Below are 12,680 nucleotides of genomic sequence, written 5' to 3' on the forward strand. Positions count from 1 at the left end.
TAAACCGGAATGGGGCAGCTTACTGACTGCCCCCCAACACAAGGTCGGTTTATTCCTCTTCCAATTCGATATTAATACCGAGCGAACGGATTTCTTTCATTAATACGTTGAAAGATTCTGGCATGCCAGGTTCCATTCTGTGGTCGCCGTCAACGATGTTTTTATACATCTTGGTACGACCGTTGACGTCATCAGACTTAACGGTAAGCATTTCTTGTAGGGTATAAGCCGCACCATATGCTTCTAATGCCCATACTTCCATCTCACCGAAGCGCTGACCACCGAACTGTGCCTTACCACCCAGCGGCTGCTGAGTAACCAGGCTGTAAGAGCCAGTAGAACGCGCGTGCATCTTATCATCAACCAAGTGGTTCAGTTTCAGCATGTACATGTAACCGACAGTAACCTTACGTTCGAAAGTATTACCGGTACGACCATCATATAACGCGATTTGACCGCTGGCAGGTAAGTCACCTAACTCAAGCAATTGCTTGATTTCAGATTCTTTCGCACCATCGAATACTGGCGTAGCGACTGGCAGACCTTTGCGTAAGTTCTGAGCCAAACGACGCACTTCATCATCAGTGAAGCTTTCAATATCAACGTTCTGACGTGATTCACCTAAAGCATAAACCTTTTTCAGGAAGTCACGGATCTCCGCCGTTTCTTTCTGTTCTTTGATCATGCCGTCAATCTTGTCACCGATACCACGAGCGGCTAAGCCCAAGTGCGTTTCTAAGATCTGACCGATGTTCATCCGCGAAGGTACACCCAATGGGTTAAGTACGATATCAACCGGCTGACCTTTATCATCGTATGGCATATCTTCAACTGGCACGATAGTAGAGATTACACCCTTGTTACCGTGACGGCCGGCCATTTTATCACCTGGCTGGATACGACGTTTTACCGCAAGGTAAACTTTAACGATTTTCAGTACGCCTGGTGCTAAATCATCACCTTGAACGATCTTGCGACGCTTAGCTTCGAACTTCTTATCGTACTCAACACGGATTTCTTCGTATTGTGTTGCTAATTGCTCAAGGTCGTTCTGCTTATCTTCGTCACTTAGGCTTTGATTAAATAACGCATCACCTTTCAACGTATTCAGCTTGGCGCGATCTAAACCACTTTGCTCCAACAAGTTACGTGCACGGTCGAAGATACCTGCTTCAAGAATACGGAACTCTTCATTTAGATCTTTCTTCGCTTGTTTGACTTCCATCTCTTCGATTTCGCGAGCACGTTTATCTTTTTCAACGCCATCACGAGTAAAGACTTGGACATCAATAACTGTACCGGTCACTGAGTTTGGCACACGTAAAGACGTATCTTTAACGTCAGACGCTTTCTCACCAAAAATAGCACGAAGAAGTTTTTCTTCTGGTGTAAGCTGGCTTTCACCTTTCGGGGTAACTTTACCCACCAGAATGTCACCACCTTTCACTTCGGCGCCAATGTAAACTATACCGGCTTCGTCTAGTTTAGACAGCGCAGATTCGCCTACGTTAGGAATATCACCCGTGATTTCTTCAGGCCCAAGCTTAGTATCACGAGCAATACAGCTTAATTCCTGAATATGGATAGTGGTTAAACGATCTTCTTGTACTAAACGCTCAGATAACAAAATCGAATCTTCGAAGTTGTAACCGTTCCATGGCATGAAAGCCACGCGTAAGTTTTGACCTAATGCGAGTTCGCCTAAATCTGTAGAAGGACCATCAGCCAAGACATCACCACGTTCAATTGGCTCACCGTGGTTAACGCATGGACGTTGGTTAATACAAGTATTTTGGTTAGAACGCGTGTATTTGGTTAAGTTGTAGATATCGATACCGGCTTCGCCAGCAACCATTTCATCTTCATTAACCTTAATAACAATACGGCTGGCATCGACGTAATCGATTACACCACCACGTTTCGCTACCACAGTTACACCTGAGTCTTTCGCTACAACGCGCTCAATACCTGTACCTACTAACGGCTTATCAGCTCGTAAGGTAGGTACTGCTTGACGTTGCATGTTCGAACCCATCAATGCACGGTTAGCATCATCGTGTTCTAAGAACGGAATTAAGGCTGCTGCAACAGACACGATCTGTTGTGGTGCCACGTCCATATACTGTACTTCAGCTGAGGCCATTAACGTGAATTCGTTTTTAAAACGACACGGTACTAAAGCATCAACTAAACGGTTGTCTGCATCTAACTCAGCGTTGGCCTGAGCGATAACAAAGTTACCTTCTTCAATTGCAGATAAGAAATCGACTTCATCAGTCACAATACCGTTTTCAATACGACGGTAAGGGGTTTCTAAGAAACCATATTCGTTAGTTTGCGCAAAAATCGATAACGAGTTAATCAAACCGATGTTTGGACCTTCTGGCGTTTCGATTGGACATACCCGACCATAGTGCGTTGGGTGTACGTCACGAACTTCGAAACCAGCACGTTCACGTGTAAGACCACCGGGGCCAAGTGCTGAAATACGGCGTTTGTGCGTCACTTCTGACAATGGGTTGTTCTGATCCATAAATTGAGAAAGTTGGCTTGAACCAAAGAACTCTTTTACAGCAGCAGAAATAGGCTTGGCGTTAATTAAGTCTTGTGGCATAACCGCATCTAGATCGCCTAAAGACAGACGCTCTTTCACAGCACGCTCAACACGAACTAAACCAACACGGAATTGGTTTTCCGCCATTTCGCCAACAGAACGGATCCGACGATTACCTAAGTGGTCAATGTCATCAACTTCGCCATTACCGTTACGGATGTCGATTAAGACTTTCATTACCGCTAAAATATCTTCTTTGCTCAGTACACCGGTACCTGTGCCATCTTCGAAACCAACACGACGGTTGAATTTCATCCGACCGACTGTTGATAAGTCGTAACGATCTTCTGAGAAAAATAAATTTTCAAATAAAGTATCTGCAGCTTCGCGCGTTGGCGGTTCACCAGGACGCATCATCCGGTAAATTTCTACCAGGGCTTCCATCCGGTTGCTGCTAGGATCGATACGGATAGTTTCTGAAACATAAGAACCCTGATCCAAATCGTTGATGTATAGGGTTTCAAAACTTTCGTAGCCTGCTTTTGCTAGTTTTGCTAACAGCTCTAATGTGAGCTCTGCGTTCGCCTCGGCAATAATCTCTCCGGTTGAACGGTCAGCGTAATTTTTCGCTAGGACACGACCTACCACATATTCATGTGGTACTTCCATCATGGTCATACCGGTTTTTTCCAGCTGACGCACATGACGGGCAGTAATACGACGACCATGTTCTACGATCACTTCGCCATCGTTATCTTTAATATCAAATGCAGCTGTTTCACCGCGTAAACGGTTGGCTACTACTTCCATCAGAATTTTGCCGTCTTTAATATCAAAACGGGTATTTTCAAAGAAAGTGGCCAGAATTTCTTCTGTGCTCAGTTCAAGTGCACGTAATAGGATAGTCGCAGGTAATTTACGGCGACGATCGATACGCACGAACAAGTTATCTTTAGCGTCAAATTCAAAGTCTAACCATGAACCACGGTATGGGATCACGCGAGCATTATATAAGACTTTACCAGACGAGTGCGTCTTACCACGGTCGTGGTCGAAGAACACACCTGGACTACGGTGTAACTGAGAAACGATAACGCGCTCAGTACCATTAATAACAAAGGTACCATTTTCGGTCATCAACGGGATTTCACCCATATAGACTTCTTGTTCACGGATATCTTTGATTGTGCCTGGCGCTTCTTTGTCAAACAGCACCATCCGCAGCTTAACCCGTAAAGGTGCCGAATAGGTTACACCACGGATTTGACATTCTTTAACGTCAAAAACAGGTTCCCCGATACGGTAGCTAACATACTGCAATTCCGCACTGCCTGAATAGCTTTTGATTGGAAAAACAGAGCGGAAAGCGGCTTCTAAACCGTATCCACCTTCAGGATCTGGCTCGATAAATTTGCTGAATGATTCGATTTGAATCGACAACAGGTATGGCACATCCAATACTTCCGGACGTTTGCCGAAGTCCTTACGGATACGTTTCTTCTCAGAATAAGAGTAAGTCATGGGGTTCCTCAGCTTGCTGATTTTTTTCCCAACCACCTTATCGGTGGCTTATGTTACCAGACCTGGTAACAGCAGGGGTGGGGAAATCATTGTCCCACAGCGCAAAAAGGCCGGTGATTAATTCATCACCAGCCCGGCCTGAAATTCAGGCAGCTAATCTGGTATTAACCAGATTATTTGATTTCAACAGATGCACCAGCTTCTTCAAGATCTTTCTTGAGAGCTTCTGCTTCTGCTTTAGAAACGCCTTCTTTGATTGCAGCTGGAGCGCTTTCAACCAAGTCTTTCGCTTCTTTCAGGCCTAAACCTGTTGCGCCACGTACTGCTTTGATAACAGATACTTTGTTTGCGCCAACAGCAGCCAATACTACGTTGAATTCAGTTTGTTCTTCAACAGCGGCAGCTGGACCAGCTGCAACAGCTACTGCAGCAGCAGCAGAAACACCGAATTTTTCTTCCATTGCAGATACTAATTCAACAACTTCCACTACAGACATTGCTGCGATTGCATCTAAGATTTGATCTTTAGTCACTGACATTGCGCAGATTCCTAAATTATGGGCCTTGGCCCGAATTAAACTCTACAAAACCAAACGTATAATTACGCGGCTTGCTCTTGTTTTTGGTCGCGAACCGCGGCAATTGTACGTACAAGTTTGCCGGCAGCTGCCTCTTTCATGGTGCTCATCAAGCGTGCGATAGCTTCGTCGTATGTTGGTAACGATGCTAACACGTCGATGTTCACTGTGGTACCGTTGAAAGCTGCACCTTTAAGCTCGAAGTTTTTGTTTTCTTTCGCGAAATCTTTGAAGATACGCGCTGCAGCACCTGGGTGCTCTTTAGAAAACGCAACTAATGTCGGGCCTACGAATACCTCTTTCAGACACTCAAATTCGGTGCCATCTACTGCGCGGCGAGCTAGGGTGTTACGGACCACTTTGACCCAAACACCAGCTTCACGTGCTTGCTTACGCAAAGCAGTGATCTTGCCTACAGTGACACCACGAGCGTCTGCGACTACCGCAGATAAAGCACCTTTGGCAGCTTCCTGGACTTCAGCAACAATTGCTTTTTTGTCATCAAGCTTTATAGCCATTGGCTCTTAACTCCTGGTTCATCCGGACTTTATGTCCGGTTTCCTACACAACGTTGACAATATGCCAACGCGCGATTTACGGTGAGACCAGAACGAATTTAATTCTTTCTGGGGCCTACACCGTCTGCGTAGGTTGTTTTTTTTAAGTCACGCCTTTCAAAAGAAACTTGTGACACCTACGGTCTTGGACGGAAGCCAGTACTTCAATGAAGCCTGGCTTCTACCCTAAAAACGAGGGCGAGATTATAAATTAACCACGCCCTAGTGTAAAGCGCTTAGACAGTGGCGCTTAAAGATGCTTGGTTTAACGTTAAACCAGCACCGTGAGTAGAAGAAAGCGTTACTTTTTTGATGTAGATACCTTTAGCAACTGAAGGCTTAGCACGCTTCAGAGCAACCAGTAACGACTCTAAGTTTTCTTTCAACTTGTCAGCGTCAAAATCGATTTTACCGATGGTAGAATGGATAATACCATTCTTATCATTACGGTAACGGATCTGACCCGCTTTCGCGTTTTTAACTGCTTCAGCTACGTTTGGTGTAACTGTGCCAGTTTTCGGGTTAGGCATTAAACCACGAGGGCCTAAAATTTGACCTAACATACCGACAACACGCATAGCATCTGGAGACGCGATAACAACGTCAAAATCCATTACGCCTTTCTTAACTTGATCAGCTAAGTCTTCCATACCTACGATGTCAGCACCAGCGGCTTTAGCAGCTTCGGCGTTAGCACCTTGTGTAAATACGGCAACGCGTACAGTACGACCCGTACCGTGTGGCAACACTGTTGCACCACGAACGTTTTGATCAGACTTACGAGCGTCGATACCTAGGTTTACTGCAACGTCAACGCTCTCAAGGAACTTGCCGGCAGATAATTCTTTTAACAAAGCAACTGCTTCGTTGATGTCATATTCGCGAGTAGAATCTACTTTAGAGCGGATTAACTTAGCGCGTTTTGTTAATTTAGCCATCGATTAGCCCTCCACCACTAAGCCCATAGAACGAGCAGTACCTTCAATGGTACGCACCGCAGCAGCATGATCTGCAGCTGTTAAATCAGGTTGTTTAATCTTAACGATTTCATCAACCTGTGCAGCTGTAATCTTACCGACTTTCTGGGTATTAGGACGACCTGAACCACCTTTTAAACCGGCTGCTTTCAATAATAAGAAAGACGCTGGTGGGGTACGAGTTTCGAACGTGAAAGAACGATCGCTATATACTGTAATAACAACAGGAATTGGCATGCCTTTTTCAAGACTTTCTGTACGGGCGTTGAAGCCTTTACAGAATTCCATGATGTTAACACCGTGTTGACCTAACGCCGGACCAACTGGTGGTGACGGGTTTGCCATACCGGCTTTTACCTGCAATTTAATGAGTGCAGTGACTTTCTTTGCCATGTTTCACCTCTGTGATTGGGTCTTAGCCTCGTAAATGCGAGGACACTTACTCAAACGGCTTCCCATACGATAAAAAGGGCGCAGATTATATTTTAATCAGCGCCCCGTTACAAGCTGTAAATTACGCTTTTTCGACTTGACCGAATTCTAACTCAACCGGAGTTGCACGACCAAAAATGAGTACCGAGACTTTTACGCGGCTCTTTTCATAGTCAACTTCTTCGACTACGCCGTTAAAGTCTGCGAAAGGTCCCTCTGTAACACGAACCACTTCACCGGCTTCAAACAAGGTTTTCGGCTTCGGCTTATCAATATTGTCTTGTAAGCGGTTCAGAATGGTCAGTGCTTCTTTTTCAGAAATAGGTGCTGGGCGGTCAGAAGTACCACCGATAAAGCCTAGCACGCGCGGCACACTTTTCACTAAGTGCCATGCTTCTTCGCACATTTCCATTTGTACTAATACGTAACCAGGGAAAAACTTACGCTCAGATTTACGTTTCTGACCGGCACGCATTTCCACAACTTCTTCAGTGGGTACTAATACTTCACCAAACTTTTCTTCCATTTGATGAATTTTAATATGTTCACGTAGTGAGGTGGCAACTCGCTGTTCGAAACCTGAAAAGGCCTGCACTACATACCAACGCATTTTTCCTGCCATGAGTTAACCCCCTAGTCCGGTAAAGAAGGAGACGACGCGTAATAAAATAGCATCGAGGCCCCACAAAATAAGCCCCATAATAACAGTGGCAATAAGAACGATAATAGTGGTCTGCATGGTCTCTTGACGAGTTGGCCAAACCACTTTCCGGATTTCAGTACGTGACTCTTTGGCGAAATTAAGGAAAGTTTTGCCTTTGTAAGTCTGTGCAGCTACAAAGCCCGCAGCGGCAACTAATACAACAATGGCAATAGCCTTTTCCAGACTAGATAACTCGTAAAGATAATTACCAACCACGACTAATGATAGGATCACTAGTACTAACAACCATTTAACCAGATCTAATCCGCTTTTTGGGGTTTCGCTTGTTGCACTCATGCTTCACTCACTTAATAGGCTTACTTATGTTGTTCTCATAACAAACATAACAGCACGGACGGCATATCCGAGCTTGAAAATAGTGGCAGGGGCAGAGGGATTCGAACCCCCAACCATCGGTTTTGGAGACCGCTGTTCTACCAATTGGAACTATGCCCCTACAAAAACATAACGACGAAAATCACCTGTCGCTAAATAGCCGCTCATTATACTGTCTCAGCAGACTAAAACAAGCTTACAATGCAGCAGCTTGGCAATTCAGCAGGTTTTTTTAGCGACAAAAAAGGCCCCGTAGGGCCTTCTTTACATCAGTGCTGATCAAGCAATGATTTTTGATACTACGCCAGCACCTACTGTGCGGCCGCCTTCACGGATAGCGAAGCGTAAACCTTCGTCCATCGCGATTGGGCAAATCAGTTCAACAACAAACTTCAAGTTGTCGCCTGGCATGACCATTTCTACGCCTTCTGGTAATTCTACTGCACCCGTTACGTCTGTTGTACGGAAGTAGAACTGTGGACGGTAGCCTTTGAAGAATGGCGTGTGACGACCACCTTCTTCTTTTGACAATACGTACACTTCGCCTTCGAACTTAGTGTGTGGCTTGATTGAACCTGGCTTCGCTAATACTTGACCACGTTCTACGTCTTCACGCTTAGTACCACGTAATAAAGCACCGATGTTCTCGCCTGCACGACCTTCGTCTAACAGCTTACGGAACATTTCTACACCAGTACAGGTGGTCGCTACAGTGTCTTTGATACCAACGATTTCTACTGTCTCACCCACTTTGATGATACCTTGCTCTACACGGCCTGTTACTACAGTACCACGACCAGCAATTGAGAATACGTCTTCGATTGGCATGATGAATGGCTTATCAATCGCACGTACTGGCTCAGGGATATACGTATCTAACGCTTCGCCTAATTCCAGAATTTTCTTTTCCCACTCAGCATCGCCTTCCAGACCTTTTAAGGCTGAACCACGGATTACTGGTAAGTCATCACCTGGGAAGTCGTAGTCTGAAAGAAGCTCACGCACTTCCATTTCTACTAATTCTAATAACTCTTCGTCATCTACCATGTCACACTTGTTCATGAACACAATGATGTAAGGTACACCAACCTGACGTGATAACAGGATGTGCTCACGCGTTTGTGGCATTGGGCCGTCAGTCGCCGCTACTACCAGAATAGCACCGTCCATCTGTGCCGCACCAGTGATCATGTTTTTAACATAGTCAGCGTGACCTGGACAGTCTACGTGTGCATAATGACGTGTTGGTGTATCGTATTCAACGTGTGACGTGTTGATAGTGATACCACGAGCTTTTTCTTCTGGTGCTTTATCGATTTGATCGAAAGCAAATGCCTGACCGCCGTATGTCTTTGCTAATACGTTAGTGATAGCAGCTGTCAGAGTAGTTTTACCGTGGTCAACGTGGCCGATAGTACCTACGTTTACGTGCGGTTTTACGCGTTCAAATTTAGCCTTAGCCATAAGTAACCCTTATTAAAACAAAACGGCGGAATAAAAAATTAATTGTAAAGCGAACGAGGGAGGCATGCAAGATGGTGCTGATACCCAGAATCGAACTGGGGACCTCATCCTTACCAAGGATGCGCTCTACCGCCTGAGCTATATCAGCAACTTGTAACTGGAGCGGGCAGCGGGAATCGAACCCGCATCTTCAGCTTGGAAGGCTGAGGTAATAGCCATTATACGATGCCCGCGGCCTACTCGTAGCTATTCTTCTGACGAAGAATGGTGGAGGGGGAAGGATTCGAACCTTCGAAGGCAGTGCCGGCAGATTTACAGTCTGATCCCTTTGGCCACTCGGGAACCCCTCCACTAATGGTGCCGCTTATCCGAGTCGAACGGATGACCTACTGATTACAAGTCAGTTGCTCTACCAACTGAGCTAAAGCGGCACTACGTCAGTGGGTGCGAATTCTAGTAGAATGGTGGGGATGGCGCAACAAGAAAAACAGAAAAAAGCATAAAATATTAGCTGAACGGCTAATTGTTGTGCGATCCCACGTTTAAGTTGCAATATATCGCGCTATGCCGCGAAAAATCAGTAAAGGATCCAGTTGTACCGGCAAGTCAGACAGATATTGAGCTAGCTTTGGTGCATCACCACCAGTGAGGAATATAACGTCGGTTGGTTTTAGCTGCCAGCCTGCACGAATAGCACCACATAGTGCCGCAAGTGCACCATTTTTAACACAATCTTGTGTATTAACGCCTAAGGTTAATTCCTGACTATCATCTGGGGTACTGCCTACTCTTGCCGTATTTTTTATTACCGCTTCTTGTTGCAAGCGAAGACCAGGAATAATCCAACCGCCTTGGTGTTGCTGTGACTTATCTAACCAATCAATAGTTAAAGCCGTACCGGCATCGACTATCATTAGATTTTTCGCCGGCAACAAGCTATCGGCGCCTAAAATGGCTAACCAACGATCAACGCCTAATCGCTCGGGCGTGGCATAGCGATTAACCACGCCAAAAGCAGCTGCTTGGCTGACTAATCTGTACCAAGGCAAATGCGTTAAACCCAGCGTATGCTGTAACTGCTCAACATGTTCATCAAAACCCACGCAAGCAACATATACAGCAATGAAGCGATAAGGTGCTATCGATTGCAGGTTTAAATCAGACATTAGCGTAAACTTACCCTCTTCATAAATTACGGCTTTTGTGCGTGAGTTACCAATATCTAACAGTAAATACATTAAGTCGCCGCTCTTAAGCTTACTTCACCACCAAAGTAAGCGACGGTTTGTCCCGCATGTTCTAACAAAATCGCCCCCTGATTATCAACCCCCTTGCAAACACCGGTTGCGTTTGCGCTACCTGATAAAGTGACCGTTTGCTGAGCGTATAAATTCAACTGATTAAAAGATTCCTGAAACGGTGCGAAACCTGTTTGCTGGAACTGTTTTAAGGCACGGGTTAAGGCACTTTGTAAATGCACGACTAATTCATTGCGATTAATAGCATGATCAGTCGCGGTAGCAAGATCAGCATATGGTTGATCAATATGCTGCAAAGCTTGTAGTGGTAATTGCACGTTAATACCAATCCCTATTACTACATGGCAAGCGCCATCAGCCTGCCCCACTAATTCAACTAATATTCCAGCCACTTTTCGATGATCGATGTAGATATCGTTTGGCCATTTCATCTTGGTCGAGATCTGATAATGACGTTGTAAAACCTGACATAAGGCACAACCAGCAACAATACTTAAACCCATAGCAGCTTGAATACCCTGCTCAAGCTTCCAGTAATAACTAAAATATAAATTACTGCCAAAAGGTGAATACCAGCTACGCCCGCGTCGTCCACGTCCTGCCGTTTGTGCTTCAGCCACAATGACACTGGCGCTGGCAAGGTCTTTATTACTTTGTAAGGCCTGCATCAACTGTAAGTTAGTAGAGTCAGTGATATGCTGGACTAATACCGGCGCACTTTGAGCAGGTTGAAGTTGGCGGATAATGGCCGCATCCAGCAAGACAATGGGTTTGGTTAAAGCATAGCCTTTACCTTTCACTTTATATATGTCTAAACCGACCAACTCTAACTCTGCGATGTAATTCGCAATTGCCGTACGACTGATGCCAAAATGATTGGCAAGTATCTGACCGGAATGAAATTTACCATCAGCTAATACGCTGAGTAATTGCCGCTGTACTTGTAGATTAGCTTTGGACATAAGCCATGCCATCTTTATTTAACATTCGAACTTCAGGCTCAAGCAAAATAGCATAGCGATCTTTAACTTTACCGATAATCATATTCACTAATGCTAATAATGCGTCTGCCGTTCCGTTACCAAAGTTAACTAATACTAACGGCTGCCGCTCATAACAACCGATATCCTGCAAACGATAACCCTTAAATCCTAATTGGTCGATCAACCAAGCTGCTGGCACTTTGACGTTATCGGCGACAATATAACCTGGGATCTTTGGAAATTGCTGCTGAAGTAAACGATAGGCACCCAATGAAATTATAGGATTCTTAAAAAAGCTGCCACAATTAGCCAACTTTGTATAATCAGGTAACTTACTCTGTCTTGTAGCAATGACTTGGGCGTATATTTCTTGTAAGGATGCGCTATCAGATAAGGTATCTAAACCCGCATAATTAAGAACACGTTTCGGTTTTTTCTGTAGGGTAATACCGACGGCGATAACCAATCCTTTACTAGTTAAACTTTGTTTAAATAGACTGTCACGATAACCAAATTGACACTCATCTGCCGAGAATCGATGTACGGCTTGATCAGTCCACGAGTAAAAATCGACATAATCACAGACATCCGCAAATTCAACACCATAAGCACCAATGTTTTGGATAGGTGCTGCACCAACAGATCCTGGTATTAATGCCAGATTCTCGATACCCCATAGCTCTGAATTCACTGCCCAACTGACTAATTGGTGCCAATTGTGACCCGCTTCTACATGAAGATTTACAGTATCAAGCGTCTCATTCAATATCGTTCGTTGAGACGAAGTAAAACGTAATATAGGACGTGATTGCTCAGTTAGAAAAATGGTATTGCTGCCCTCGCCTAAAATAATAGGAGCAGAATTGATGTTAATCGTATTGAGTTCGTTAACATCTTGCACCTCTATTACTTGCTGCAACGATGTTTTTAAACGAAATGTAGAGTAAGCCTCAGCAGCTTGATCTTGTAAGAAAAGCATAGCAAACACCGATAAACCGAATGCGGCAATTCTAAAGGTGCCACTGGGTAAGCGCAAACATAAACTAGAATAAATATACCGTGTATAGCATGGTTATCTTATGTTGATCGTTGCAGCAATGCGTGGCATAGCTTTATCAATGTTACTGCAAGTGTGATTTGAGTGTGGCTAGAGACGCGGCGACATTGAACAAACGTTAAGATGGAAAGGTATAATACCATTCCATCTTGTTTTCTGCTCTAATTGTACTCACCAAATCATCACACTCTGAGTCTTATGAATCATACTGCTGAAGACATCCTTAAGCTTTCTCGCGCCGAGAAAAATGGGCGTAAGC

At 44.7% G+C, this 12,680-nt stretch carries 11 protein-coding genes and 5 tRNA genes; all 16 read right to left on the reverse strand.

The genetic code is table 11. The annotated features are described in order from the left end of the window. Window positions 1-49: 49 nt before the first annotated feature. The 16 genes from rpoB to murB all read right to left on the reverse strand — a co-directional run bounded on the left by rpoB (window position 50) and on the right by murB (window position 12,343). Window positions 50-4,075: a DNA-directed RNA polymerase subunit beta gene (gene rpoB / locus LMJ53_RS16150; protein WP_226752338.1), complete on the reverse strand. Its 4,026-nt coding sequence runs from the start codon at window positions 4,073-4,075 to the stop codon at window positions 50-52. A gap of 173 nt (window positions 4,076-4,248) precedes the next feature. After that, complete coding sequence (gene rplL, locus LMJ53_RS16155) at window positions 4,249-4,614, reverse strand: 50S ribosomal protein L7/L12 (RefSeq protein WP_229588335.1); 366 nt, start codon at window positions 4,612-4,614, stop codon at window positions 4,249-4,251. 62 nt (window positions 4,615-4,676) lie between these two features. Then, the gene (rplJ, locus tag LMJ53_RS16160) at window positions 4,677-5,171 is read right to left on the reverse strand and encodes a 50S ribosomal protein L10 (protein WP_229588337.1); all 495 of its coding nucleotides are present in this window, start codon (window positions 5,169-5,171) and stop codon (window positions 4,677-4,679) included. A gap of 275 nt (window positions 5,172-5,446) precedes the next feature. Further along, a complete protein-coding gene (gene rplA, locus LMJ53_RS16165) occupies window positions 5,447-6,148 on the reverse strand; it encodes a 50S ribosomal protein L1 (RefSeq protein ID WP_226752341.1) in 702 nt (233 codons plus the stop codon). A gap of 3 nt (window positions 6,149-6,151) precedes the next feature. Continuing rightward, window positions 6,152-6,580 (reverse strand): 50S ribosomal protein L11, encoded by a 429-nt coding sequence (rplK, locus tag LMJ53_RS16170; RefSeq protein ID WP_027672427.1) that lies wholly within the window; start codon window positions 6,578-6,580, stop codon window positions 6,152-6,154. Between the two features lie 121 nt (window positions 6,581-6,701). Further along, the gene (nusG, locus tag LMJ53_RS16175; protein ID WP_226752342.1) at window positions 6,702-7,241 is read right to left on the reverse strand and encodes a transcription termination/antitermination protein NusG; all 540 of its coding nucleotides are present in this window, start codon (window positions 7,239-7,241) and stop codon (window positions 6,702-6,704) included. Window positions 7,242-7,244: 3 nt separating this feature from the next. After that, the gene (secE, locus tag LMJ53_RS16180) at window positions 7,245-7,619 is read right to left on the reverse strand and encodes a preprotein translocase subunit SecE (protein ID WP_226752343.1); all 375 of its coding nucleotides are present in this window, start codon (window positions 7,617-7,619) and stop codon (window positions 7,245-7,247) included. 83 nt (window positions 7,620-7,702) lie between these two features. Continuing rightward, a tRNA-Trp gene (locus LMJ53_RS16185) sits at window positions 7,703-7,779 on the reverse strand. A 158-nt stretch (window positions 7,780-7,937) separates the two neighbouring features. After that, window positions 7,938-9,122: an elongation factor Tu gene (gene tuf / locus LMJ53_RS16190; RefSeq protein WP_097113087.1), complete on the reverse strand. Its 1,185-nt coding sequence runs from the start codon at window positions 9,120-9,122 to the stop codon at window positions 7,938-7,940. A gap of 72 nt (window positions 9,123-9,194) precedes the next feature. Beyond that, a tRNA-Thr gene (locus LMJ53_RS16195) sits at window positions 9,195-9,270 on the reverse strand. A 10-nt stretch (window positions 9,271-9,280) separates the two neighbouring features. Beyond that, window positions 9,281-9,355, reverse strand: a tRNA-Gly gene (locus tag LMJ53_RS16200). Between the two features lie 32 nt (window positions 9,356-9,387). Then, window positions 9,388-9,472 (reverse strand) — tRNA-Tyr (locus LMJ53_RS16205). 5 nt (window positions 9,473-9,477) lie between these two features. Further along, window positions 9,478-9,553, reverse strand: a tRNA-Thr gene (locus tag LMJ53_RS16210). Between the two features lie 111 nt (window positions 9,554-9,664). Further along, on the reverse strand, window positions 9,665-10,360 hold the full coding sequence (locus LMJ53_RS16215) for a type III pantothenate kinase (protein WP_229588339.1): 696 nt from the start codon (window positions 10,358-10,360) through the stop codon (window positions 9,665-9,667). After that, complete coding sequence (birA, locus tag LMJ53_RS16220) at window positions 10,360-11,343, reverse strand: bifunctional biotin--[acetyl-CoA-carboxylase] ligase/biotin operon repressor BirA (RefSeq protein WP_229588341.1); 984 nt, start codon at window positions 11,341-11,343, stop codon at window positions 10,360-10,362. Before birA ends, LMJ53_RS16215 begins: the two co-directional genes overlap by 1 nt. Further along, window positions 11,330-12,343, reverse strand: a complete 1,014-nt coding sequence (murB, locus tag LMJ53_RS16225; protein ID WP_229588343.1) for a UDP-N-acetylmuramate dehydrogenase — start codon at window positions 12,341-12,343, stop codon at window positions 11,330-11,332. Before murB ends, birA begins: the two co-directional genes overlap by 14 nt. Window positions 12,344-12,680 lie beyond the last annotated feature (337 nt).

It is taken from the genome of Rheinheimera sp. UJ51 (genome assembly GCF_020819615.1).
In the GTDB taxonomy this organism is placed as follows: Bacteria; Pseudomonadota; Gammaproteobacteria; order Enterobacterales; family Alteromonadaceae; genus Alishewanella; species Alishewanella maricola.

What these genes read in the sequence shown, in the direction of transcription:
- rpoB (WP_226752338.1), bottom strand. Translation starts at nt 4,075, where the DNA reads ATGACTTACTCTTATTCTGAGAAGAAACGTATCCGTAAGGACTTCGGC.
- rplA (WP_226752341.1), bottom strand. Translation starts at nt 6,148, where the DNA reads ATGGCTAAATTAACAAAACGCGCTAAGTTAATCCGCTCTAAAGTAGAT.
- birA (WP_229588341.1), bottom strand. Translation starts at nt 11,343, where the DNA reads ATGTCCAAAGCTAATCTACAAGTACAGCGGCAATTACTCAGCGTATTA.
- secE (WP_226752343.1), bottom strand. Translation starts at nt 7,619, where the DNA reads ATGAGTGCAACAAGCGAAACCCCAAAAAGCGGATTAGATCTGGTTAAA.
- murB (WP_229588343.1), bottom strand. Translation starts at nt 12,343, where the DNA reads ATGCTTTTCTTACAAGATCAAGCTGCTGAGGCTTACTCTACATTTCGT.
- rplJ (WP_229588337.1), bottom strand. Translation starts at nt 5,171, where the DNA reads ATGGCTATAAAGCTTGATGACAAAAAAGCAATTGTTGCTGAAGTCCAG.
- rplL (WP_229588335.1), bottom strand. Translation starts at nt 4,614, where the DNA reads ATGTCAGTGACTAAAGATCAAATCTTAGATGCAATCGCAGCAATGTCT.
- nusG (WP_226752342.1), bottom strand. Translation starts at nt 7,241, where the DNA reads ATGGCAGGAAAAATGCGTTGGTATGTAGTGCAGGCCTTTTCAGGTTTC.
- tuf (WP_097113087.1), bottom strand. Translation starts at nt 9,122, where the DNA reads ATGGCTAAGGCTAAATTTGAACGCGTAAAACCGCACGTAAACGTAGGT.
- rplK (WP_027672427.1), bottom strand. Translation starts at nt 6,580, where the DNA reads ATGGCAAAGAAAGTCACTGCACTCATTAAATTGCAGGTAAAAGCCGGT.
- LMJ53_RS16215 (WP_229588339.1), bottom strand. Translation starts at nt 10,360, where the DNA reads ATGTATTTACTGTTAGATATTGGTAACTCACGCACAAAAGCCGTAATT.